This is a genomic window from Mesorhizobium sp. W067 (assembly GCF_054719525.1).
Genome location: NZ_JBTTII010000001.1, coordinates 4059479 through 4081959, shown reverse-complemented (window position 1 = coordinate 4081959; position 22481 = coordinate 4059479). Strand labels below are relative to the sequence as shown.

21 protein-coding genes are annotated in these 22481 nt (G+C 64.1%); 9 read left to right on the top strand and 12 right to left on the bottom strand.

What is annotated here, in order from left to right; all coding sequences use genetic code 11:
* Positions 1–49 precede the first annotated feature (49 nt).
* The gene (locus tag ACYG97_RS19830) at positions 50–421 is read left to right on the top strand and encodes a response regulator (protein WP_023734610.1); all 372 of its coding nucleotides are present in this window, start codon (positions 50–52) and stop codon (positions 419–421) included.
* 6 nt (positions 422–427) lie between these two features.
* Here ACYG97_RS19830 and ACYG97_RS19825 read toward each other — a convergent pair whose 3' ends face one another.
* Positions 428–1378, bottom strand: a complete 951-nt coding sequence (locus tag ACYG97_RS19825) for a DMT family transporter (protein ID WP_023673317.1) — start codon at positions 1376–1378, stop codon at positions 428–430.
* Positions 1379–1604: 226 nt separating this feature from the next.
* Between ACYG97_RS19825 and ACYG97_RS19820 the strand changes: the two genes are divergently transcribed.
* Positions 1605–2468, top strand: a complete 864-nt coding sequence (locus ACYG97_RS19820) for a LysR substrate-binding domain-containing protein (protein ID WP_023734609.1) — start codon at positions 1605–1607, stop codon at positions 2466–2468.
* On the opposite strand, the gene ACYG97_RS19815 is transcribed toward ACYG97_RS19820, so the two are convergent.
* The 3 genes from ACYG97_RS19815 to ACYG97_RS19805 form a co-directional block, all read right to left on the bottom strand.
* A complete protein-coding gene (locus ACYG97_RS19815; RefSeq protein WP_023685340.1) occupies positions 2465–2836 on the bottom strand; it encodes a glyoxalase superfamily protein in 372 nt (123 codons plus the stop codon). The genes ACYG97_RS19820 and ACYG97_RS19815 overlap by 4 nt on opposite strands.
* A gap of 41 nt (positions 2837–2877) precedes the next feature.
* A complete protein-coding gene (locus ACYG97_RS19810; protein ID WP_023734608.1) occupies positions 2878–5466 on the bottom strand; it encodes a TIGR02302 family protein in 2589 nt (862 codons plus the stop codon).
* A 136-nt stretch (positions 5467–5602) separates the two neighbouring features.
* The gene (locus ACYG97_RS19805) at positions 5603–6544 is read right to left on the bottom strand and encodes a threonine/serine dehydratase (protein ID WP_023734607.1); all 942 of its coding nucleotides are present in this window, start codon (positions 6542–6544) and stop codon (positions 5603–5605) included.
* A gap of 50 nt (positions 6545–6594) precedes the next feature.
* On the opposite strand from ACYG97_RS19805, the gene ACYG97_RS19800 reads away from it, so the two are divergent.
* Positions 6595–6897, top strand: coding sequence for an ArsR/SmtB family transcription factor (locus ACYG97_RS19800; protein WP_023748498.1), 303 nt, complete (start codon positions 6595–6597; stop codon positions 6895–6897).
* Positions 6898–6917: 20 nt separating this feature from the next.
* Here ACYG97_RS19800 and lysA read toward each other — a convergent pair whose 3' ends face one another.
* From lysA to argH, 3 genes are all read right to left on the bottom strand, one after another.
* Entirely contained in the window at positions 6918–8186 is a 1269-nt protein-coding gene (gene lysA, locus ACYG97_RS19795; protein ID WP_023711723.1) for a diaminopimelate decarboxylase, read from the bottom strand.
* Between the two features lie 64 nt (positions 8187–8250).
* Positions 8251–8457: a hypothetical protein gene (locus ACYG97_RS19790; RefSeq protein WP_023673325.1), complete on the bottom strand. Its 207-nt coding sequence runs from the start codon at positions 8455–8457 to the stop codon at positions 8251–8253.
* Positions 8458–8525: 68 nt separating this feature from the next.
* Positions 8526–9926 (bottom strand): argininosuccinate lyase, encoded by a 1401-nt coding sequence (gene argH / locus ACYG97_RS19785; RefSeq protein ID WP_023734605.1) that lies wholly within the window; start codon positions 9924–9926, stop codon positions 8526–8528.
* A gap of 35 nt (positions 9927–9961) precedes the next feature.
* Between argH and tlpA the strand changes: the two genes are divergently transcribed.
* Positions 9962–10654 carry a thiol:disulfide interchange protein TlpA gene (gene tlpA / locus ACYG97_RS19780; protein WP_023734604.1) on the top strand — a complete coding sequence of 231 codons (693 nt, stop codon included), beginning with the start codon at positions 9962–9964 and terminating at the stop codon, positions 10652–10654.
* Between the two features lie 99 nt (positions 10655–10753).
* On the opposite strand, the gene ACYG97_RS19775 is transcribed toward tlpA, so the two are convergent.
* The gene (locus tag ACYG97_RS19775; protein WP_023734603.1) at positions 10754–13201 is read right to left on the bottom strand and encodes a bifunctional diguanylate cyclase/phosphodiesterase; all 2448 of its coding nucleotides are present in this window, start codon (positions 13199–13201) and stop codon (positions 10754–10756) included.
* A gap of 147 nt (positions 13202–13348) precedes the next feature.
* Complete coding sequence (locus tag ACYG97_RS19770) at positions 13349–13495, bottom strand: hypothetical protein (RefSeq protein ID WP_023734602.1); 147 nt, start codon at positions 13493–13495, stop codon at positions 13349–13351.
* Positions 13496–13680: 185 nt separating this feature from the next.
* Between ACYG97_RS19770 and ugpB the strand changes: the two genes are divergently transcribed.
* The 4 genes from ugpB (at position 13681) to ACYG97_RS19750 (ending at position 17873) form a co-directional block, all read left to right on the top strand.
* Entirely contained in the window at positions 13681–14991 is a 1311-nt protein-coding gene (gene ugpB / locus ACYG97_RS19765) for a sn-glycerol-3-phosphate ABC transporter substrate-binding protein UgpB (RefSeq protein WP_023734601.1), read from the top strand.
* Between the two features lie 70 nt (positions 14992–15061).
* Positions 15062–15946 carry a sn-glycerol-3-phosphate ABC transporter permease UgpA gene (gene ugpA / locus ACYG97_RS19760; RefSeq protein ID WP_023685330.1) on the top strand — a complete coding sequence of 295 codons (885 nt, stop codon included), beginning with the start codon at positions 15062–15064 and terminating at the stop codon, positions 15944–15946.
* 9 nt (positions 15947–15955) lie between these two features.
* Positions 15956–16804, top strand: coding sequence for a sn-glycerol-3-phosphate ABC transporter permease UgpE (gene ugpE / locus ACYG97_RS19755; protein ID WP_023694018.1), 849 nt, complete (start codon positions 15956–15958; stop codon positions 16802–16804).
* A 7-nt stretch (positions 16805–16811) separates the two neighbouring features.
* Complete coding sequence (locus ACYG97_RS19750) at positions 16812–17873, top strand: sn-glycerol-3-phosphate import ATP-binding protein UgpC (RefSeq protein WP_023673333.1); 1062 nt, start codon at positions 16812–16814, stop codon at positions 17871–17873.
* Positions 17874–17908: 35 nt separating this feature from the next.
* Here ACYG97_RS19750 and ACYG97_RS19745 read toward each other — a convergent pair whose 3' ends face one another.
* The 3 genes from ACYG97_RS19745 to ACYG97_RS19735 form a co-directional block, all read right to left on the bottom strand.
* Positions 17909–18991, bottom strand: a complete 1083-nt coding sequence (locus ACYG97_RS19745) for an ABC transporter ATP-binding protein (RefSeq protein ID WP_023704309.1) — start codon at positions 18989–18991, stop codon at positions 17909–17911.
* Positions 18988–20562: an ABC transporter permease gene (locus ACYG97_RS19740; RefSeq protein ID WP_023734600.1), complete on the bottom strand. Its 1575-nt coding sequence runs from the start codon at positions 20560–20562 to the stop codon at positions 18988–18990. The genes ACYG97_RS19745 and ACYG97_RS19740 overlap by 4 nt, the downstream gene beginning before the upstream one ends.
* 154 nt (positions 20563–20716) lie before the next feature.
* Positions 20717–21724: an iron ABC transporter substrate-binding protein gene (locus ACYG97_RS19735; RefSeq protein WP_023685327.1), complete on the bottom strand. Its 1008-nt coding sequence runs from the start codon at positions 21722–21724 to the stop codon at positions 20717–20719.
* 204 nt (positions 21725–21928) lie between these two features.
* On the opposite strand from ACYG97_RS19735, the gene ACYG97_RS19730 reads away from it, so the two are divergent.
* Positions 21929–22480 (top strand): sigma-70 family RNA polymerase sigma factor, encoded by a 552-nt coding sequence (locus ACYG97_RS19730; RefSeq protein WP_023671665.1) that lies wholly within the window; start codon positions 21929–21931, stop codon positions 22478–22480.
* Position 22481: the final 1 nt, after the last annotated feature.

Below are 22481 nucleotides of genomic sequence, written 5' to 3'. Positions count from 1 at the left end.
GCTTCAAATTTTCAGAAAAAGTCAACTTTTGCCCGCCAAATTCCGGCCCATGGCAAAGCTTCTGATCGTCGAGGACGATGAGTCCGTCCGCACCCTCGCCGCCCGCGCGCTCGAACGCGCCGGGCACTCGATCGATATCGCCGCCGACGGCGCGCAGGGGCTGGCGATGGTCAGTGCTGCAGGCGGCGGTTACGACCTCGTCGTCTCCGATATCCGCATGCCGGAAATGGACGGCATCGAGATGGCGATCGCCGCAGCCAGGCTTTTCCCTGACATGAAGATCCTGCTGATGACCGGCTATGCCGACCAGCGCGAGCGCGCCGAGGAATTGAACGGCGCCATTATCGACGTCGTGCAAAAGCCTTTCACGCTGGCCGAAATCCGCTCGCGGGTCGACCAGGCGCTCGCCTGCTTCGCCTGACACGCTTCAGGCGGCATCCTGAGACGCGGCGAGGACAGGCGCAGCACTCCGGCGCCGTTCGGTGTTGAGCGCCAGCAGACCGGCGCCGATGATCAGCGCCGCACCGATGGCGGTGGTCGAGCGCGGCACCTCGTCGAAGAACAGGAAGCCCCACAGCGGCGACCAGATAATCCCGGTGTATTCGAAGGTGGCGACGCGGTTGGCGGGCGCCAGCCTGTAGGCCTGCGACAGCAGAATCATGCCGGCCGAAGCGACGAAGCCGCAGGCCGCCATCTTGAGGAAATCCGGGGTCGTCGGCCAGACCCACGGCCGCACCAGGAATTCGAGGCTGGGGTGGACAGCATGGGTTATGCCGGCAAGCCAGAATGTGCCGGCAACCGCAGCGGCGCCGACCAGATAGGCGCCGTTCTGGTAGAAGGCCATGACGGTGGAGGATTCGGTGTCGCCGATCTTGCGCGCCATCAGCTGTGAAAAGCCGTAGAGCAAAGCCGAGCCCAACGAAAGCAGCGCCGCCCAGTCGAACAGGCCGGCGCCCGGGCGCAGCATCACGACCACGCCCAGCATGCCGATCAGCACGGTGGCGAGAGCCTGCCAGGATACCCGCTCGCCGAGATAGGGCCCGGCTATCGCCATGATGAACAGGGGCGCCATGAAATAGAGCGCCACCGCGTCGGCGAGCGGCAAGGCAGCGATCGCCAGATAGTAGACCGTATAGGAGGAGAACTGGACGAAGGCGCGTATCGTCAGCAGGCCGAACCGCTTCGAGACAATGGCCCGCAGGCCGACATCGGCGCGAACGAGAACGACCAGGATCGGCAAAGCGACGATCGAGCGGATCCACATCACCTCGGTCACGGGATAGCCGGCCGACACCGCCTTGACCAGCGGGTCCTGGAGCGAGAACACCAGCACGCCAAGGCACAGGCTGATGATGCCGAGAACGATCCGGTTGCGCATATTGTTCTGCCGGCCCTTGCCTTAACTGCCCGCAGCCGCCCGGCCATGGGGTAAAAAGAACCCGCCACCGTTTTGGGCAGCGGGTATGAGTGAGGACTCTTTGATTGGTCCGCAGCCGGTTTCGCGGCGGCATATCCAATGGGTGAGCGGACTATGCTGCGGCGTTTGACATGTTGCAAACGAATTGGAATGATGCCAGAGATCAAATTTGCTTATGACGGACTTGATGCGGCCAACCCTCGACAGCGATCTCCTGCGCACCTTCGTCGCCATTGCCGAAGCGGGCAATTTCACCCGGGCGGCGGAGCAGGCCGGGCGCACCCAGTCGGCGGTGTCGATGCAGATGAAGAAGCTCGAGGAGCTGGTCGGCGACAGCCTGTTCGAACGCGGCTCGCGCGGCGTGGCGCTGACGCGCCGTGGCGGCGAGCTGATCGTCAATGCCCGCCGCATCGTCTCGCTGCTCGACGAGACGGCGGCATCGATGGCGGCGGCACCTCTTGGCGGGCCGGTGCGCATCGGCATTCCCGAGGAATATGGTCACGCCATCCTGTCGCGCGCGCTCGGCGCCTTCTCGAAGCGTCACACCAAGGTCGAGGTCACCGTGCGCTATGCACATTCGGGCGCCCAGCTGGCAGCGTTGGCGGCCGGTGAACTCGACCTCGCCGTGGTGTTCGAATGGCAGGATCCTGGCGGCGGCGAGGTGCTGATGCATGATCCGACCGTGTGGGTGACATCGAGCCTGCATCACATGCATGAGGAGCGGCCGGTGCCGATCGCGCTCTACAACCGGGCCGGCTGGTGCAAGGACTTTGCTATCAAATCGCTTGAGCAGCGTGGGCTGGCCTACCGTGTCGCCTATACCAGCGACACCACCGGCGGCCTGAAGCTCGCCGTCACCTCTGGCCTGGCGATCGCGCCGATCTCGCACAGCAACATTCCGGATGGCTGCCGCGAGCTCACCGCCGCGGACGGGTTCGGCCACATCGATTCCTCGAATGTGGTGATGCATCGCAACCCCAATGCCTCAGGCGAGGCGATCGACAGCATGCAGGAAGCAATACGCGAGGCGTTCGTCAACCGGCCGGCTTAGTCTGTTGCATCCTCGTAGAAATGCAGCCGATTGCCGAAGGGGTCGCCGACCGACACTTCACGGGTCTGCCACGACGTGGTTTCGAGGCCCGGCCGGGCGTAGCGGTATCTCTTGCCGATCAGTTCGCGGTGCAATGCCGCGATGTCCTCGACCTTGATGCGCATGGCTATACCCGGCGCGCCGTCGCCATGATGTTCGCTCAGATGCAGGACACAGCCGTCGCGGATTACACCCATGTAGAGCGGCGCATTGTCGTCGAAGCGGTGCTCGAACTCGACCTTGAAGCCGAGAAAGTCGACATAGAATTCGCGTGCCTTGGCGATGTCGAAGATGCGCAGGATGGGCGTGACGGCACCGAGTTTCGGCATGGCGCTGATACCATTCAGTTCGACGGATGTTGCCTTGGAGGCTACTTCAGCTCCAGCAGCCGCTCGAGGTAGCTGCGCTCGATGTCGGGGCTGAGCGCGTTGCCGAGCCGCTTGCGAATCGCCTCGAGAATCTGGCGGGCGCGCTGCACGTCGATCTCGTCGGGCACCTTCACCGAATCGCCGAAATCGGGTCCGCGGCTGGCGCGCGGTCGGCCCAGCGGATCGCGGCCGGCGTCCTGTTGGCGGCCGCCTTCCTGGCTGCCGCCCTGGTCGCCCTGCATCGCCTGCAGCTGCTTCATCATCTCCTTGGCGCCCTTGCGCAGCGCTTCCAGCGCGCGACCCTGGTGGCCGACTGCCTGGTCGCCTTCGCCTTCGCCAAGCGACTTTTCGGCATTGCCCATGGATTTGCCAGCGTCGCCAAACCCCTCATTGGGTTGCATGCCCATGCCTTCCAGGCCCTTCTTCAGCTTGTCGAGTTCGCTCTGCAACTGGCCCTGGCCTTCCTGCAGCTGCTTCATCGCATCGGCGAATTCCTGCGGTGTCATCGACTTCGGCCGGGCGAGAGGATCGCGATCCTTGCCGACGCCCGGCTGGTCCGGGTCGTCGCCATTGCCTTCGCCGGGCTGCTGATTATCTCCGCGCTGCATCTGGTCCATGCGGTAGGTGTCGTTCATCATCTCCTGCTGGCGGCGCATGATCTCGCCCAGCTTGTCCATCTGCTGGCGCATCTCGCTGTCCTGCTCGCCGCCCTCCTGCTGACGGCCGGCCTGCAGGTTGTTCATCATGTTTTCCAGCTGCGACAGCAGCTCCTGCGCCTTGTCGCGGTCGCCCGACTTCGCCAGGTTCTCGATCTGGTCCATCATGCGGTCGATATCACTCTGACGCAGCTCGCGACCATTCTGTTGCATCTGCGGCGCGTTCGGGTTCTGCTTGGCGCGCTCGGCGAATTCCTGCAGGAATTCGTTCATCGCCTCGCGCAGTTCCTTCATCGCCTTTTCGATCTCTTCGTCGCTGGCGCCGCGCTTGATGGCGTCCTGCAGCGCCTGCTGGGCTTGGCGGAGCCGCTTTTCGGCGGACGAGAGATTGCCTTCCTCGATGCCGAGCGCGATTTCCCAGAGATAGGCAACCTCGTTGCGCAACTGATCGTCGCTGTCCGACATCTTCAGCCGGCTGCGGGCGCTCATGATGGCGAGGTAATGCGACATGTTGTCGAACGTGTCCTCGGGCCGCAGCGTGATGGCGTCCATCAGGTCGAGCACGCGCGGCTTGGCATTGGCGTCGAGCGCCAGTAGGCGGCGCTGCTCGACCACCGCCCGCGCCAGCGGGTTGGCGAAGGGCCGCTCCGGCATCACAATAGTCTTGGTTTCGCTGGTCGTGGTGTGTCCGGCATCGTCGGTGGCGACAAGCGACAGCTTGATGCTGGCGCCGGCCCAGACGTGCTCGGTGAGGTCCTTGGTGGTCTTGGCGGCGTTCGCCTTGCCGCCGCGGCGCGGCAGCGCCAGCGGCAGGTCAGGCGGACCGTAGAGCGGATGCGCATCGGGCGCCGCCGGATCGGCCAGCGCGAAAACCGCCTTGGCGGTGGCCGCGCCATAGTCGTCGTCGATCTGGTAGTTGAGCTCGAAGGCGCCGTTGACGGCGCGCTTGGGCTCGCCGACGAAGCGGATCGTCGGCGGCTTGTCGGGGATCACCGCGAAGGCCCAGCGACCGAGATCGGCTTCGCCCGACTTCAGCGTCAGCGTGCCGTCGGCGGTCAGCTTGACGGTGAACTGGCGCAGCTTGGGGGTCGCGGGGTTGACCGCCGCTGCCTTGACGGCCGCCACCTGTGGTCCCGACGGGTCGATGGCGCGAGCATTGCCGCCCTTGTCGGCAAAGCTTAGCGTTTCCTCGCCGGAGCCGCCGGTCACGCGCAGCGAGACGTCGCTGCCTTGCGGCACGGTGAAGGTGGCAACCGCCTGCTTGGCGTTGCCATCGATGACTGGCGCGGTCAAGAAGATGGGCGGCTTGCCGGTATAGGCCGGCGGGGTCACCCAGGCATCGATGCGCGGCGGTACGATGTCGCGCGCCGCATGGGCACTGAAACCATCAGACAGCCTGCCGCCGGACGGTCCGAAGGAAAAGGCAAAAGCGGTGACCAACAGCAGCGCCGCCACGGCACGCAATGCCCACGGATCGCGCTCCGGCACGCGGGTACGCGGCAGGTCGGCGCCAAGGCTGCCGAGCTTGTCGGCCATGCGCTTTTGGTGTTCGCGCCACAACGCCTGGGAAAAGATGCTTTCCTTGCCGCTGGGACGGTCGGTCTGCACCAGCACCGGGCTGTGCTGCAGCTGGTTGGCGGCCTCGATACGGCGGTCGATTTCAGCGGCGGATGGAAGCTTGAAGAAACGCAGCGGGTAGAGCGCCGCCAGCGTGGCAATACCGAACGCCGTGACCAGGATAATGCGCGCAATGTCAGGCAGCCGGGGGAAAAGGCCGAGCCAGGAGAGGCTGAGAAACAGGCTGGCGACGATGAGCAGCGGCAGAAGCAGCGGCCAGCCGCGCTCGACCGTCATCGAGACCCGTGTCGCCAGCCGGCTCAGGGCAAGCCACCCGGCCAGGCTGCGATCGCCACTGGGAATGGGGCGTTCCGTCATTGGCCCTTCCTGCCCGGGCGGGATAGCCCGGACTCAACAAGCAGAAGTTTACCAGCAAACACGGCAAAGGCGAGGCGGTTCCGGAAAACTTGAAAAGCTTTGGCGGGTTTGCGTCCCACTTCAGTCGCAGCAAGGTTTAGAATTTCGTGGGATCGGTGTTCGAGCCGCATACCAGGACCGCGATCCGTTCGCCCGGCGCCGGGGTGTAGCGGCCGGACAAGAGAGCCGCAAAGGCAGCGGCCCCACCCGGCTCGGCGATGATACGCACCCGCTCCCACAGCGCCTTCTGCGCGGCAATGATGGCGTCGTCGGTGACCAGAATGGAGCGCTCGACAAAAGCCTCGGCGATCGGGAACATCATCTCGCCGACGCGCTTGGGCGCCAGCGAATCGGCGGCAACGCCTTCGGCGGGCGCATCGACGGGGTGGCCGGCTTCGAAGGCGCGATGCAGCGTCGGCGCGCCTTCGGGCTCTATGGCGATGATCCTGATGCGGCCGGCAAACCAGGCGGCGATGCCGCCGATCAGGCCGCCGCCGCCGACAGCGACCAGCAGCGTGTCGATGTCTGGCAGATCGGTTTCGATTTCGAGGCCGAGCGTGCCTTGGCCGACCAATGTTTCCTCCTGGTTGAAGGCATGGATCTGCAGCGCGCCGGTCTTTTCGGCAAAAGCCTCGCTGGCGGCCAGCGCCTCGGCATAGCGGGCGCCGCCGACGATCAGTTCGGCGCCGTAGCCGCGGATGCGCTGCAGCTTGGCCGCCGGGCTGACTTCGGGAACGAAGATCGTCGCCTTGTGGCCAAGCCGCATGGCGGCATAGGCGACTGCGGCGCCATGATTGCCGCCCGAAGCCGCAACCACGCCGGCCGCAGGCACCGGCCGTTCGAGCAGATTGGTGAAGGCGCCGCGCGCCTTGAACGAACCGGAATGCTGCAGGCATTCGAGCTTGAGGTCGACCGCCAGCGGCGGCCGGTCGAAATCGGCCATGTCGACGCGCAGCACCGGCGTGCGCCTGATATAGCGGCGGATGCGCGATTCCATCGCGGCAATGCGTTCGCGCGTGACGGTGTTGCCGTTCGTCATGACCATCTCCTTGGGATTGACAGCAATTAGTAACTTGGCAAAATGGCTAAATGCAAGAGGTTGAAATCTTCAAGGCGATCGCCAATGAACGCAGGCTGCAGATCCTCGACTGGCTGAAGGATCCGCAGGCGCATTTCCCGGCCCAGGCAGACGGCGATCTGGTCGAGGATGGCGTTTGCGCGCTGCTGATCGCGGAGAAGCTCGGCATTACGCAGGCGACGCTCTCCGAACATATGCGCGTGCTTACCCAGGCCGGCCTGCTGCGGCCCAAGCGCATCAAGCAATGGACGTTCTACCGCCGCGACGAGGACAGCATCGCCGACGCAAGGTTGCTCATCCAGAACCGGCTGTAGCGCAGCCGGCGCTGCGGCTCCTATGCAAGCCAGTCGGGCACCGAATCCAGGCCGATCAGCTCGTCATAGGTCTGGCGCCGGCGCACGACGTGGAAACGGTCGCCGTCGACCAGAACCTCAGGCACAAGTAGGCGGGTGTTGTAGGTGCCGGATTGCACCGCGCCATAGGCGCCGGCGGTGGTGACGGCAATGAGGTCGCCAGACTTGAGCCGGGGCAGGTCACGGTCGAGGCCGAGATAGTCGCCGGTCTCGCAGACCGGGCCGACGACGTCGACCGCCATGCGCGGCGTGTCGGCCGGCGGCTGCACCACCGGCTTGATGTCGTGGAAGGCATCGTAGAGCGTCGGCCGGATCAGATCGTTCATGGCGGCGTCGACGACGAGGAAGTTCTTGGCGTCGCCTTCCTTCACGAATATCACTTCCGAGACCAGGATGCCGGCATTGCCGACGATCAGCCGGCCCGGCTCGAACATCACCTTCACTCCAAGCTTTGTCAGGTGCTTCCTGACGATCTCGGCATAGGCATCGGGCAGAGGCGGCGGGCTGTTGTCGGTGCGGTAGGGGATGCCGAGGCCGCCGCCGAGATCGACATGCTCGACGGCGTGGCCATCGGCGCGCAGCGCGCCGACCAGTTCCGCCAGAAGCGCGAAAGCATCGTCAAAGGGCTGCAACTCGGTGATCTGGCTGCCGATATGGGTATCGATGCCGATGGGCTTGGTGCCCGGCAAACCGGCCGCGCGGGCATAGACCTGGCGCGCCCTTTGCCATGGAATGCCGAACTTGTTCTCGGCCTTTCCGGTGGAGATCTTCCTGTGCGTCCTGGCGTCGACATCCGGGTTGATGCGCAGCGAGACCGGCGCCACCTTGCCGAGCGCGGTGGCGCGGGCCGACAGCAACTCCAGCTCCGGCTCGGATTCGACATTGAAGCAGAGAATGCCGGCCTCGAGCGCAAAATCCATCTCGCGCGCGGTCTTGCCGACGCCCGAGAATACGATCTTGCTGGCCGGGATGCCGGCGGCGAGCGCGCGGCGCATTTCGCCTTCCGAGACGGTGTCGGCGCCGGCGCCGAGCTTTGCCAGCGTTCGCAGCACCGCCTGGTTGGAATTCGCCTTCAAGGCATAACAGACCAGCGTGTCGAGCCCGGCAAAGGCCCCGGCGAACACCCGGTAGTGCCTCGTCAAGGTTGCCGTCGAATAACAATAGAACGGCGTGCCGACGCTTGCGGCGATGTCTGGTATCGCCACGTTCTCGGCATGGAGCACGCCGTCGCGGTAATCGAAATGGTTCACGAGAGTGTTTCCGGAAGTTGGAGCACGAGACCTGGCCAGAAAGACCAAGCCGGTCTCATCGGCTCTAGATCAGCGGGTCGAGGATGAACTTCTTGTCCACGACCGGTTTTTCCGGCTCCGGCGGCACCGGCTGTTTGGCGCGCTCGGCGTCCTTGCGGGCCTGGACGGCCGCTTCATAGGGCGTGTCGAGACCGGCCTTACGGCCGCAAGCGGTCACGGCAGCCATCGCCGTCAGCAGCGTCAGCGTCACCAAAATCCTGCTTGCGGTCATCGATCCATCCGTCCGAAACTTTATGTGCTGCGCTTTTAACCGAGTTTTAGGCGCATTGCACCCCGGCATCATGCCTTGGCGATGCGCTTTTTCCAGCTGCGGATCTGCTTCCTGACCTCCGACGGCGCCGTGCCGCCGAAACTGGTGCGGCTCTTCACCGAATTCTGCACCGCCAGAACCGAGAAGATGTCTGCCGTGATGCCGGGGTTGATCGACTGCAGATCTTCCAGCGACAGCTTTTCAAGGCTCACCTTCTTCTCTTCGGCCACCGCCACCGCGCGGCCGGTGACATGGTGTGCCTCACGGAAGGGCAGGCCCAGCGTTCGCACCAGCCAGTCGGCGAGGTCGGTCGCGGTCGCGTGGCCCGAGCTGGCGGCCTTCTTCATGGCGGCGGCATTGACCGTCATGTCGCGCACCATGCCGGTCATCGCCGCCAGCATCAGATCGAGCGTCTCGGCGGCGTCGAAGACCGATTCCTTGTCTTCCTGCATGTCCTTGCCATAGGTCAGCGGCATGCCCTTCATCACCGTCAGCAGCCCGACGAGATGGCCGGTGACGCGGCCGGTCTTGCCGCGCACCAGTTCGGCGGCGTCCGGGTTCTTCTTCTGCGGCATGATTGAGGAGCCGGTGGAGAAACTGTCCGACAGTCTGACAAAGCCGAATTGCGGCGTCGACCAGATGATGATTTCTTCGGCGAGCCGCGATAGATGCGTGGCGGAGATCGCCACCAGGCTCAAAAACTCCAGCGCGAAATCGCGGTCGGAGACGCTGTCCAGGGAATTGCGCATCGGCTCGCGGAAGCCGAGCGCCTTGGCGGTCTTGTGGCGATCGATCGGAAAACTGGTGCCGGCAAGCGCTGCCGCGCCGAGCGGGCTTTCATCCATCCGCTCGATGGCGTCGCGGACGCGCGACAGGTCGCGCGATAACATCTCGACATAGGCCATGCAATGGTGGCCGAAGGTCACCGGCTGCGCCGCCTGCATGTGGGTGAAGCCGGGCATCACGGTCGCCGCATGCTCCTCGGCGCGGTCGAGCAAGGCTGAGATCAGCCCCTTCAGCGCCTCGGCGACGCGAAAGCACTCGTCCTTGACCCAGAGCCGGAGATCCACCGCCACCTGGTCGTTGCGTGACCGCGCCGTGTGCAGGCGGCCGGCGGCCGGGCCGATCAGGTCGGCAAGGCGGGCCTCGATGTTCATGTGAATGTCTTCCAGCCGGGTCGAGAACTCGAACGTGCCGGCCTCGATCTCTTTCAGGATCGTGTTCAGCCCGTGAGCGATTTTTTCTTGATCGGCCGCCGAAATAATGCCCGTTTCAGCCAACATCTCGCTGTGGGCGATCGAACCTCTTATGTCTTGGGCATAGAGTTTGCGGTCGAACGAAATCGACGCGTTGATCGCTTCCATGATCGCGGCCGGACCCGAGGCAAAACGTCCGCCCCACATCTGGTTGCTGGCCTTCTTGTCGCTCATCGCTATAACCCGTGCTCCGGAGCAGTCTTAGAAAAATGGCAGACGGTAACAGATACTTCCCGGCCCCGCGCCTGATCCTCGCCGCTTTGCTGGCGGGCGTGCTGGCCGGCGCGGTCGCGGTATATGTCAGCGAGAGCGGGTCTGGCAACAACGCAGCCACCGGCAGCGCACCTGCGGCCGGCGCGGGCAACAGCAAGGACGACGTCGCCTGCGCCGCCAAGAGCGACCGCGCCAAAAAAGTTGCCGCCGCGGCCACCGGCCAGGTTGCGGCATTGCTGCCCGCCGATCCGCCGCAATCGCTGGAAAGTCTCGCCTTCAACGGTCCCGACGGCAAGCCGATGACGCTCGCCGATCATGCCGGCAAGACCGTGCTGCTCAATCTGTGGGCAACGTGGTGCGCGCCCTGCCGCGCCGAAATGCCGGCGCTCGACGCCTTGCAGAAGGAAAAGGGCAGCGATGCCTTCGAAGTGGTCGCGGTCAATGTCGATGCCGGCGACGATGTGAAGCCCAAGAAGTTCCTCGCCGATATCGGCATCGGGTCGCTCGGCTACTACCGCGATTCGACGCTGGCGCTGTTCAACGACGTCAAGACGCGTGGCTTGGCGCTAGGCCTCCCCGTCACCATGCTGATCGATGGCGAAGGCTGCCTGATCGCGCATATGAACGGACCGGCCGAATGGTCAGGACCGGATGCCAAGCGCCTGGTCGAGGCCGCACTCGCCCCTTAGAGCGGTTCACCGTTTCGTCGAAACGGCTACCCGCGCTAACTTTTTTGTTTCGACGCAATTTCGGACGGAAAACCGTTTCACACTTTTCCTGAAATTGCTCTAGGCTGAGCGCAGGGCCGCCGCCGGCGGCAGCATCAAGATGCTGCCGCCGCGTTGTTTGACGCTGGCGTCCTCTTGTGCCGCCGGCGCCGCGACGCCGGTCAGTTCGCTGAACGCCTCGATCGGGCTCGGCCGGCCTAGATAATAGCCCTGGCCGATCTCGCAGGCCTCGGCGTCGAGGAATTTCAGCTCGCCCAGCGTCTCGACGCCCTCGGCCAGAACCGGCAGGCCGAGACCGCGGCCAAGCCCCAGAACGGCGCGCACGATGGCTGCCACCTGGCCGTTGCTGTCGACTGATTTGATGAATGAGCCGTCGATCTTGATCTTGTCGAAGGGGAAGGCGCGGAGATTGGACAGCGAGGAGTAGCCGGTGCCGAAATCGTCCATCGCCACACGCACGCCAAGCGCCTTCACCTGGCGCAAGGTCGCCAGCGCGCGCGGCATGTCCTTGACCAGCGCCGTTTCGGTGATCTCGAGTTCGAGCCTGCCGGGCGTCAGGCCGGAGCCGAGCAGGACTTCATGCACCTTGCGGCTGAAATTCGGATTGTGGAGCTGCACCGCCGAGACATTGACCGCGACGGTGAGAGGGTTCTTCCAGCGCGCAGCCTCGGCGCAGGCCGTCGCCAGCACCCATTCGCCGATCTGGATGATGACGCCGCTGTCTTCGGCCACCGGGATGAAGGTCGCCGGCGACACGTCGCCGCGCTGCGGATGGCGCCAGCGGATCAGCGCTTCGAACCCGACCATCCGCCCGCTGCTGATCTCCTTTTGTGGCTGGTAAACGAGGCGAAACTCATCGCGCGCCATGGCCTGGCGCAGTTCGTGCTCCATCACGCGCCGGTCTCGCGCCTCGGCGCCCATCGAGGCCTCGAAGTAACGGTAGGTGTCCTTGCCCTCGGCCTTGGCGCGGTAGAGCGCGGTGTCGGCGTGGCTGACCAGGAGTGTCGGCTCATCGGCGTCGAGCGGATAAAGTGCAATGCCGATGCTGGCCGACACCAGCCCGCCACCGACCGACAGCCGGTTTTCCTCGCGCATGGCCGCCAGCACCGCCTCGGCGATGCGGCCGGCCGCCTGCGGATCGGGAAGGTTCGGAGCGATGATGGCGAACTCGTCGCCGCCGAGACGCGCCAGCATCTGTCCGTGGCGGAGCACGGCGGAGGCGCATAGCGCCACCTTCTGCAGCATGGCATCGCCGGCGCCGTGCCCGAACAGGTCGTTCACTTCCTTGAAGCGGTCGAGGTCTAGCAGCAGCAGCGCAAGATGCCCGCCCTTGCCGCCGCGGTCCATTGCGGCAATTTCGGCCTCGAGCCGGCCGGAGAAACTGCGGCGGTTGGGGAGCCCGGTCAGCGGGTCGAAATGGGCGAGGCGCAGTATCTCCTGCTCGGCCTTCCTGCGTTCGCGGATGTCGCGCACGGCGACCACGCTGTGCCGCTTGCCGCAATAGTCGATGCTTCTGGCGATAAGTTCGACGGGGATGGTGGCGCCGTCATGGGCTCTGAGTTCGGCTTCCTGTGCCTGTCCGCTGCAGTCGGACATGCCGGCCGCGGTGCGTTCGCCGAAGAGGTCGCCAAGCAGCATCGCGTTCAGCACTTCCGGCGCAATGCCGGTGAGTGCCGCGATGCTGTCATTGGCGCTGACGATGCGGGCGCCGTCGCAGACGATCAGCCCCTCGACGGCGGCGTTGGCGAGGCCGTGCATGCGCTCGGCCTCGAGCTTGTGACGCCGGAAGCGAAGGTCGATCCACAATGCTGCGGCTGAAAGCACCAGGATAGCCATGCTGACTGCAGCGGCGGCGAAGGCCTGCGACACCGGTTCGACCGTGAACTGCGATATCTCGATGGAGGAGTCCGGGAAGATCGACACCGCGCCCATGGCGATGAAGTGCAGGCTGCAGATCGCCAGCGTCAACAGGATGGCGGCGGCGATTGTGGCCTGCATGGACGGCCGTCGCAACACGACCAGCAGCGCCAGCGCGGCGAGGGTGACGCCTGTCAGCACCGAGACGCCGACCAGCAGCGGGTTCCAGACGATGCGCCCTTCGACCTCGAAGGCGGCCATGCCGATATAGTGCATGGCGGCGATACCAGCGCCGAGGACCGCGCCGCCGACCAGAGGGTAGTCGATGCCCCGGCGCAAGGTGGCGATCCACATGCCCGCAGCGGTCAGGGCGACGGAACCGGCGAGCGAAAGCGCCGACATTTCCGTATTGTAGGCGTTGGGGATTCCGGGAGAAAAGGCAAGCATTGCGATGAAGTGCGTCGCCCAGATACCGAAGCCGGTGGAAGTGGCTGCTATCATCAGCCAGGTATAGCGGTTGCGCTCGCTCGAGCGGTCGACATGGCGAAGCAGGTTGACCGCCGAGAAGGAAGAAATACCGCAAATGAGCGCTGCCAGTGCGACCAGTCTCAGATCGTGCTCATGCACGATACAATTATAGACCGTCAGCATCTCGCCCCACCTGCTCTCCCACAGCAATCAAGCCGTCCACTTGATTAGTATGCCACGCTTGACGAAGAATCGGTTATGCGAACTACAACTACAGCGGGTTTTTCGGGTTGTACGTTGCGGCGATCCTGTCTCATTCCAGACGCACGGTTACAGCAGCGCCTGGCGCGATGCCGCTCGGCCGATCTCGATCTGGCCGAGCGCCGGTTTGGCGGCCGCACGGTGCAGGTGCGTGGCGCTGTCACGCGGGCCCTTCACGCATTGCTGGGCGGTCGGCGATCCTTGCAGGCCCACCATGCCCCATTCTATCGCTGAGCCGGCTTGGCATTTCTCTCTGTCCTCGTTGCAAGGCGAGGGGGCGCGAAGTTAGCCGGGTATGAAATTCACGAAACAGCAACAAATCCGTTGTCCGATTGTCATCAGCGACACATATTGCGTTCGCGGGAGCGCCCCTTTCGCCAATGACAAACGGGAGATGAAACATGAAGTTGTTCGGCTTTGCGGCCGGTGTTGCCGCCACCTTGACCCTGCTTTCCACCACCTCCGCCTTCGCCGCCACCCAGATCAGTTGGTGGCATGCAATGACCGGCGCCAATGCCGAGGTGGTCGACAAGATCGCCAAGGATTTCAATGCCAGCCAGAGCGACTATGAAATTCTCCCTGTTTTCAAGGGCACCTATCCCGAAACGCTGAATGCCGGCATCGCTGCCTTTCGTGCGGGGCAAGCGCCCGACATCATCCAGGTGTTCGACGTGGGTACCGGCGTCATGATGGCCGCCGAAGGTGCGATCAAGCCGGTGGCCGATGTGCTGACCAGCGCCGGCGTGACCTTCGACAAGAGCGAGTATTTGCCCGGCATCGTCGGCTACTATTCGAAGCCGGACGGGACCATGCTGTCCTTCCCCTATAATTCCTCGTCGCCCATCCTCTATTACAACAAGGATATCTTCCAGAAGGCCGGGCTTGACGTGAACAATCCGCCAAAGACCTGGAACGAGGTGTGGGAAGCCGCCAAGAAGATCAAGGCGAGCGGCGCCGCTTCCTGCGGCTATACCTCGACGTGGTTGACCTGGATCCACCTTGAGGCCTTCGCCGCCTGGAACGACGTTTCCTATGGCACCAACCAGAACGGACTTGCCGGAACCGACGTCGAGCTCAAGATCAATGCGCCGATCTTCGTCAATCATTTCCAGGCGCTCGCCGACCTGGCCAAGGACGGCACCTTCAAATATGGCGGCCGTACATCCGAAGCCAAGCAGATCTTTCTTGCCGGAGAATGCGGCATCTTCACCGAATCGTCGGGGGGTCTCGGTGACATCGTCAAATCGGGCATGAACTACGGCATCGGCCAGCTTCCCTATGATAGTGACGCCAAGGGCGCGCCCCAGAACACCACGCCGGGCGGCGCCAGCCTGTGGGTATTCGGCAACAAATCGGACGAGGAATACAAGGGCGTCGCGGCGTTCTTCTCCTACCTGTCCAAGACCGAAGTGCAGGAGTATCTGCACCAGAAGTCGGGTTATCTGCCGGTGACGCTCGCTGCCTATGAGGCGACCAAGAAGTCCGGCTTCTATGACAAGAACCCGGGCCGTGAGACGCCGATCCTGCAGATGCTGGGCAAGGCGCCGACCGAGAACTCGAAGGGCGTGCGCCTCGTCAACCTGCCGCAGGTGCGCGACATCGAGAATGAGGAGTTCGAGAAGATGCTGGCCGGCCAGCAGACTGCGCAGCAGGCGCTCGACAACGCGGTCGCACGCGGCAACAAGGCGATTCAGGAAGCGATCGGAAACTGAAGCGATTGTCAGTTGAACCTCGTCCACGCGGACCCGCGTGGACGATTTCCTGAATAGCGAGGGAATCACCCTGTCTCCACGCGTCGTCTTTCCCAACAAGACCCTGCCTTACCTGCTGGTGGCGCCGCAACTCGCCATTACGCTGATCTTTTTCTACTGGCCGACCGGGCAGGCGCTCTACCAGTCGATGCTTAGGGAAGACCCGTTCGGGCTGAAGAGCAAGTTCGTCGGGCTCGCCAATTTTCGCAAGGTGCTGGCCGACCCGGCCTACCTCAACTCGATCAAAGTTACGCTGGTGTTCTCTCTGGCGACCGCGATGGTCGCCATGGGTGTGGCCCTGTTGCTTGCCGTCATGGCCGAGAAGGTGGTGCGCGGCAAAGGCCTTTATCGCACGCTGCTGATCTGGCCGTATGCGGTGGCGCCGGCGATTGCCGGCATGTTGTGGCTGTTTCTGTTCAACCCCTCGATCGGTTCGCTGGCCTACGCCTTGAGAGGTCTCGGCATCGCCTGGGATCCCTTGCTTAACGGAAACCAAGCCATGATCCTGCTGGTATCTGCGGCTGCCTGGAAGCAGATCAGCTACAATTTCCTGTTCTTCGTCGCCGGGCTGCAGGCGGTGCCGAAGACGTTGATAGAGGCGGCGGCCATGGACGGCGCCGGGGAGACGAAGCGCTTCTGGACCATCGTCTTCCCGCTGCTCGCACCGACGACCTTCTTCCTGCTGGTCGTCAACACTGTCTATGCGCTGTTCGACACTTTCGGTATCGTTCATGCCGTCACCGGCGGCGGGCCAGGCAAGGCCACCGAGACGCTGGTCTACAAGGTCTACAATGACGGTTTCGTCAATTTGATCCTCGGCGATTCGGCCGCGCAGTCGGTCATCCTGATGGTCATCGTCATCTCACTCACGGCCATCCAGTTCCGCTATGTGGAACGCAAAGTCCACTACGGTTGAGCGCGAGCGATGATTGGTCAGTCCCCGCTTCGCGCCCTCATCGCCCACGCCGTGCTCATCCTGGGCATCCTGATCGTCGCTTTCCCGATCTACTACACCTTCGTTGCCTCCACGCAGACGCTGCAGACCATCCTCAAGCCGCCATTGCCTCTTTTGCCCGGCGACCAGGTCTGGAACAATTACAGCGAGGCGCTGTTCGGCGGTGTCGGCCGCATCGGCGGCGTCAGTGTCGGCCGATTGCTGCTCAACACCACGATCATGGCGCTCGGCATCGCGGTGGGGAAGATTTTCATCTCGATCCTTTCGGCCTATGCGATCGTGTTCTTCCGTTTTCCGCTTCGGATGGTCTTCTTCTGGCTGATCTTCATCACGCTGATGCTTCCCGTCGAGGTGCGCATCCTGCCGACCTACAAGGTGATGGTCGATCTCGGCATGATCGACACCTATGCCGGCCTGATCATTCCGCTGATCGCCTCGGCCACCGCCACGCTTCTGTTTCGCCAGTTCTTCATGACCATCCCAGGTGAGTTGGTGGAAGCGGCGCGTGTCGACGGCGCCGGACCATGGCGATTCTTTTTCGACATCCTGCTGCCGCTGTCGCGCACCAACATCGCGGCGCTGTTCGTCATCCTCTTCATTTATGGCTGGACGCAGTACCTGTGGCCGCTGCTCGTCACCAACAGCAATGACATGAACACCATCGTCATCGCACTTAGAAAAATGGTCTCCTTCGCCGATGCCGATACCCAATGGCATCTGGTCATGGTCACCGCGATGCTGGCCATACTGCCGCCGATCCTGATCGTGGTGCTGATGCAACGCTGGTTCGTGCGCGGACTGGTCGATACCGAAAAGTGAGAAGCTGATGGCGACCATCGATCTGAAGGATGTGAAGAAAGTCTATCCCGGCGGCGTCGAGGCGGTGAGGGGTGTCTCGATCGCCATTCCCGACAAGGAGCTTTGCGTGCTGGTTGGGCCGTCCGGCTGCGGCAAGTCCACGCTGCTGCGGATGATCGCCGGGCTTGAGACCATTTCTTCCGGCACCGTCGCCATCGACGGCAAGATCGTCAACACGATCGGTCCGACCGAGCGCGACATCGCCATGGTGTTCCAGAACTATGCGCTCTATCCACATATGAAGGTCTACGACAACATGGCCTACGGGTTGCGCAACCGGGGTACTCCCAAGGACGAGATCGACAGCAGGGTTCGCTCGACCGCCAAGGTGCTGGAGCTCACGGCGCTGCTCGACCGGCGCCCGCGCGAGCTTTCCGGCGGCCAGCGCCAGCGCGTGGCCATGGGTCGCGCAATCGTGCGCAATCCAAAAGTCTTCCTGTTCGACGAACCGCTTTCCAACCTCGACGCCAAACTGCGCGGCCAGATGCGGGTCGAAATCAAGAATTTGCAGCGCTCGCTCGGTGTCACCTCGGTCTACGTCACCCACGACCAGCTTGAGGCGATGACGCTGGCCGATATTCTCGTCGTCATGAATGGCGGGTTGGTCGAGCAGACGGGCGCGCCGCTCGACATCTACGAGAAGCCGGCATCGACCTTCGTCGCCTCCTTCATCGGAGCGCCGCCGATGAACCTTCTGCCTCTTTCGCAAGGACCGGCTGGTCCGGCGCTGACCGACGGCAAGACGGTTGACTTCGCGCCTACGAACGCCGCCACGCTTGGCTTCCGCCCTGAGGATGCCGACGTCACCTTCAGTGCCGAGGCATCATCCGGCGCGCTTATTCTGCCTGCGGCGGTCGAGGCGGTCGAACCTGTGGGAGCCGAAAGCTTTCTTCACTGTGCCGCCGGCGGCAACCGCATCGTCGTGCGTGTGGCCGGCCGCGCCACGGCCAAACCCGGCGATCAACTGCGCGTCGTGGCCAGGGCCGAGAAGCTGCATTGGTTCGACAATGCTGGGAAACGAGTCGATTGACGCAGCCGCTCGCGCCAATCCGACGCATCGGCAGTTCAGGCGAAGACATGCGCCTTGCCGGAAACTGTCAGACGCACGATCTCGCCGACGGCAGGTGCGTCGATTCCCGGCTTGCGTAAGGTCAGCGGTGTGCTGCCGATCGCCGCGGCGTCCGGCGGATCGGGGTTGTTCAACAGCCGCACGGCAATGGTGCACATCGAGCCTGCGAATTCCGAGTCCGTCACCTCGGCGAATATCGTGCCCGCAGGACCCGACATGCCTTCGCGCGACGTGCGCTTTACCTGCACCTGCTCCGGTCGCAGCATGATGCGGGCGATGTCGCGCCGCTCCTTCGAGTCGACGGCTATGCGACCAAGCGAGGAGGTGGCGAAGCCGCCTGAAATCTTTGCCGGCAAGATGATGGCGTCGCCAAGAAACTCGGCAACCATGCGGTCTTTCGGCTGCAGATAGAGTTCTCGCGGTGTGCCGATCTGAGAGAACCTTCCGTCGCGCATGACCGCCACCTGGCTGGCGAAGGACAGCGCCTCGGCCTGGTCGTGGGTGACCAGGATGGTGGTGATGCCGGCGGCTTCGAGTAGTTCGGCGACCGCCTTGCGCATCGAGGCGCGCAGACCGGTGTCGAGCGCCGAGAACGGTTCGTCGAGAAGCATCAGCCTGGGCTTCATCGCCATGGCGCGGGCCAGCGCCACGCGCTGCTGCTGGCCGCCGGAGAGCTGGTGCGGGCGGCGCTTGAGGATCGCCTTGTCCAGCCCGACGGTATAGGCGAGCTCGGCGATGCGCTCGGCGCGCTGGTCCTCGCCGCGGGCCATGCCAAAGCCGATATTGTCGCCGATGCTGAGATGCGGGAACAGGGCGCCATCCTGCGCCACCAGGCCGATGCCGCGGCGGTGCGCCGGCACCGCATGGCCGCCATTGGCCAGCACCTCGCCGTCGAGCACGACGCGGCCCTGGTCGGGCGCCTCGAAGCCGGCGATCAGCCGCAGCAACGTCGTCTTGCCGCAGCCGGACGGGCCGACGATCGCGGTGCGACTGCCGCTTGCGGCGCTGAGCTCGATGCCGGCAAGGGCTGCGACCGGGCCGTAGTGCTTGGTGAGGCCACTGATTTCGAGAAAGCTCATCGCCCGGCCATCCGTTTCGACTGGACATAGAGCAGCCAGGTCAGCGGCAGCGACATCGCCACCATGATGAAGGCGTAAGGGGCGGCGGAGGCATAGTCGATCTCGCCGCTATAGGACCAGAACGCCATGGCCAGCGTGCGCGTGCCGTTGGGCGCCAGCATCTGGGTGGCGGTCAGCTCGTTCATGATGCCGAGCGCGACCAGCGCCATGCCGGCCGCAGCCCCCGGCGCCGACAGGCGAATCGTTGTCGACCAAAGCGCCTTCAGCGGCGGCCGGCCAAGGCTGGCGGCGGCGCGTTCGAGCTCGACCGGCGCCTGTGCGATCGAGGCTCTGAGGCTGATCAAGGCGCGCGGCAGGAACATCAGGGCATAGGCGACCAGGATTGTGAACAGCGTCTGGTAGAGCGGCATGGCGATGCGCACGGTAATGGTGACCAAGGCCAGCGCGATGACCACGCCGGGCAGCGAACCGACAATGTAGTTGCAGCCTTCGAGCAGCCGCTGCAGCGGTCCCGGCGCGCGGATCGAGATCCAGGCCATCGGCATGGCGGCGATGGTCGCAAGCAAGGCGCCGGCCAGCGCCAGGAACAGTGTCTGGCCAAGCGCCAGGCCGATCTCGTCCAAACGCCAGACATCGGCGCCGCCGGCGACCAGCCAGCGGCCGATGGTGACGAAGGGCACGCCGAAGGCGAGCAGCGTGGTGACGGCAGGCAGAGCCAGGCAAGCCAGCGTGGCGCGCCCGAGCCTCGAGCGCTGCCGGTGGCGCGCCGCGCCTGAGCCGACGCGGGCATAGCGCTCTTCGCCGCGCACCAGCACCTCCAGAGCGAGCAGCACGAAGCAGCATGTCACCAGGACGCCGGCCAGCATGTTGGCGGCGGGGCCGTTGAAGGTCGACTGGAACTGGTCGACGATCGCGGTGGTGAAAGTGTCGAAGCGGATGAAGACGTAGAGGCCGTATTCGGCCAGCAGATGCAGGCCGACCAGCAGCGCGCCGCCGCAAATGGCCAGTCTCAGCTGCGGCAGCACGACACGCCAAAACACCCGCCATGGTCCAAGGCCGAGTGCTGCGGCTGCGTCCTCCAAAGCAGGATCGAGCCGGCGCAGAGCCGCCGCCAGCGGCAGATAGAGGAACGGGAAATAGGCGAGAACCGAGACCAGCACGCCGGCCCACAGGCCGTGCAAGGTCGGCACCATGGTGATCCAGGCGTAGGAATGCACGAAGGCGGGGATGGCGAGCGGCGCCACCGACAGCCAAGCCCACAGGCGGGCGCCGGGCAGGTCGCTGCGCTCGGTCAGCCATGCCAGCGTCACCGACAGCACGGTGGCGATCGGCACGGTGAGCGCCACCAGAAGCACGGTGTTGACCAGAAGTTCGCCGACGCGCGGCCGGAAGACCAGGGCCGAAGCAGTGTCCCAGCCGATCTGCACACCGATCCAGATGATGAACGCCAGCGGCAGCAGCGACAGCAGCGAGACGATTATGGCGGCAAGCGCGATCCAGGATGACATGGGCTTCCGGCGGGACCGCCCGACTGTCTGGCCTGAACGTGCGAGATCGACCGCAGTTTGCATCAGCTCGACCGCGCCACTGCCGCCGGGGCGGGGGCGCCGCAGGCGCGGCCGGAAACGCAATGTGTTGTCATGGACAATGCCATCTCGAAAACAGAGCGCTCCTGCGGAAAGTCCGGCAGGAGCGCAATCGTTGCCCTTTTAGGACGAACCCAGCCTAAAGCAAGCCGGCTGCCGTCATCAGGTCCGTCACCTTTTTGGAGTTCAGTGTCGCCGGATCGACCTTCGGCGCCTGCAGGTCGGCCAGCGGCACCAGCTTGGGATTGGACTGCGCGTCCTTGCCGATAGCGTATTCGAAGGACGTGCCGGTCTTCAGCACGTCCTGGCCGCCTTTCCCGGTCACCCATTTGAGGAACGCCTGGGCTTCCTTCGGGTGTTTGCTCGAGGCGAGCACGCCGCCGCCGGAGATCGAGACGAAAGCGCCGGGATCCTGGTTCTTGAAATAATGCAGTTCGACGTTCTTGCTGTTTTCGCCGGTCTTTGCCTGATCGCCGAAATAGTAATAGTGGTAGATGATTCCGCCTTCGATCTCGCCGGCATTGACCGCCTTCATCACCGTGCCGTTGCCCTTGTAGGCGGTGAAATTCTCCTTCATGGCCTTCAGCCAGTCGGCGGTTGCGGCTTCGCCCTTGAGCTCGAGCAGCGCGCTGACGATGGCCTGAAAATCGGCGCCGGAAGGCGAGGCTGCCCAGCGGCCTTTCCAGCTCGGATCGGCGAGATCGAGCATCGATTTGGGCAGCTTTTCGGCCGTGAGCTTGGTTTTGTTGTAGGCAAAGACGGTGCTGCGCGCCGCGACACCCACCCATCTGCCGCTGCTCGGCTGGAATTCGGCCGGGACTTGCGCCAGCGTGTCGGCGTCGACCGGCGCGAAAAGGCCCGCCGCTTCGACCAGGGTCATCGCCGGCGAGTTTTCGGTCAGGAACACGTCGGCCGGCGAAGAAGCGCCCTCGGCGACGATCTGGTTGGAGAAATCGCTGTCGCCGCCATTGCGCAGCGTGACCTTGATGCCGGTTTCCTTGGTGAAACCTTCGACCCATTCCTTGGCCAGGCTCTCATGCTGGGCGTTGTAGACGATGATGCCGGCATCCGCGGCCATCGCCGGCCCGGCGATCATGCTCACGGCCAGCGCTGTGGCCCCCGCTAGGGTGGAGAGCGTGTATCTCATGGCGTCATCCTCAATCTCGGTGGTTCTGGTTTCGCAGGCTGCACCTATCGATACCTGACAGCAGTAGTCAACATTGCTCGGCTGCTTCAATCGGTCGCCGCTCCCGCAAACTTTCGTGATTTTGCGGCACTTTGGCTTGGACATCATTTCGCCGGACACGTAACAAATCGATGCCGAGGCGCGAAGATCGGGGAGTGAACTCTTGTGAGCGGCAAGGATGAGGCCGAGCTTTCCCGGCTGATGCGGGCCGCGATCGCGGGAGATGAAAGGGCCTACGCCGACTTTTTGCACCGGATCGCCGCGCTGGTTCGCGGCTTTGCGAGGCGCAAGATCGTACAGGGCGGGGTCGATCCCGAGGATGTCGTGCAGGAAACCTTGCTGGCCATTCATGTGAAACGGCATACCTGGCGCCAGGACGCGCCGGTGTTGCCATGGATCTATGCGATAGCCCGCTTCAAGCTGATCGATGCTTTCCGGCGGCGCGGACGGCGCATCGAAATCGAGATCGACGAGATCGCCGAGACCTTTGCCGAGCCGGAAACCGAGACCGTCAGCGAACGCGACATCAACCGGGCGCTGGACGGACTGCCGGCTGCGCAGCGTTCCGTCGTTTCTTCGATCTCGGTCGACGGCCGCTCCATCGGCGAGACGGCGGCCAGGCTCGGCGTCAGCGAGACGGCGGTGCGGGTGTCGCTGCATCGCGGGCTTGCCGCGATCGCCAAGCGATTTGGGCAGGGGCGCTTCGGGCGGCAGTGAC

Bases quoted from the DNA above. Each gene is read 5' to 3' on its own strand.
- ACYG97_RS19830 (WP_023734610.1), top strand. From the start codon at position 50: ATGGCAAAGCTTCTGATCGTCGAGGACGATGAGTCCGTCCGCACCCTC.
- ACYG97_RS19825 (WP_023673317.1), bottom strand. From the start codon at position 1,378: ATGCGCAACCGGATCGTTCTCGGCATCATCAGCCTGTGCCTTGGCGTG.
- ACYG97_RS19820 (WP_023734609.1), top strand. From the start codon at position 1,605: ATGCGGCCAACCCTCGACAGCGATCTCCTGCGCACCTTCGTCGCCATT.
- ACYG97_RS19815 (WP_023685340.1), bottom strand. From the start codon at position 2,836: ATGCCGAAACTCGGTGCCGTCACGCCCATCCTGCGCATCTTCGACATC.
- ACYG97_RS19810 (WP_023734608.1), bottom strand. From the start codon at position 5,466: ATGACGGAACGCCCCATTCCCAGTGGCGATCGCAGCCTGGCCGGGTGG.
- ACYG97_RS19805 (WP_023734607.1), bottom strand. From the start codon at position 6,544: ATGACGAACGGCAACACCGTCACGCGCGAACGCATTGCCGCGATGGAA.
- ACYG97_RS19800 (WP_023748498.1), top strand. From the start codon at position 6,595: ATGCAAGAGGTTGAAATCTTCAAGGCGATCGCCAATGAACGCAGGCTG.
- ACYG97_RS19790 (WP_023673325.1), bottom strand. From the start codon at position 8,457: ATGACCGCAAGCAGGATTTTGGTGACGCTGACGCTGCTGACGGCGATG.
- argH (WP_023734605.1), bottom strand. From the start codon at position 9,926: ATGAGCGACAAGAAGGCCAGCAACCAGATGTGGGGCGGACGTTTTGCC.
- tlpA (WP_023734604.1), top strand. From the start codon at position 9,962: ATGGCAGACGGTAACAGATACTTCCCGGCCCCGCGCCTGATCCTCGCC.
- ACYG97_RS19775 (WP_023734603.1), bottom strand. From the start codon at position 13,201: ATGCTGACGGTCTATAATTGTATCGTGCATGAGCACGATCTGAGACTG.
- ACYG97_RS19770 (WP_023734602.1), bottom strand. From the start codon at position 13,495: ATGGTGGGCCTGCAAGGATCGCCGACCGCCCAGCAATGCGTGAAGGGC.
- ugpB (WP_023734601.1), top strand. From the start codon at position 13,681: ATGAAGTTGTTCGGCTTTGCGGCCGGTGTTGCCGCCACCTTGACCCTG.
- ugpE (WP_023694018.1), top strand. From the start codon at position 15,956: ATGATTGGTCAGTCCCCGCTTCGCGCCCTCATCGCCCACGCCGTGCTC.
- ACYG97_RS19750 (WP_023673333.1), top strand. From the start codon at position 16,812: ATGGCGACCATCGATCTGAAGGATGTGAAGAAAGTCTATCCCGGCGGC.
- ACYG97_RS19745 (WP_023704309.1), bottom strand. From the start codon at position 18,991: ATGAGCTTTCTCGAAATCAGTGGCCTCACCAAGCACTACGGCCCGGTC.
- ACYG97_RS19740 (WP_023734600.1), bottom strand. From the start codon at position 20,562: ATGCAAACTGCGGTCGATCTCGCACGTTCAGGCCAGACAGTCGGGCGG.
- ACYG97_RS19735 (WP_023685327.1), bottom strand. From the start codon at position 21,724: ATGAGATACACGCTCTCCACCCTAGCGGGGGCCACAGCGCTGGCCGTG.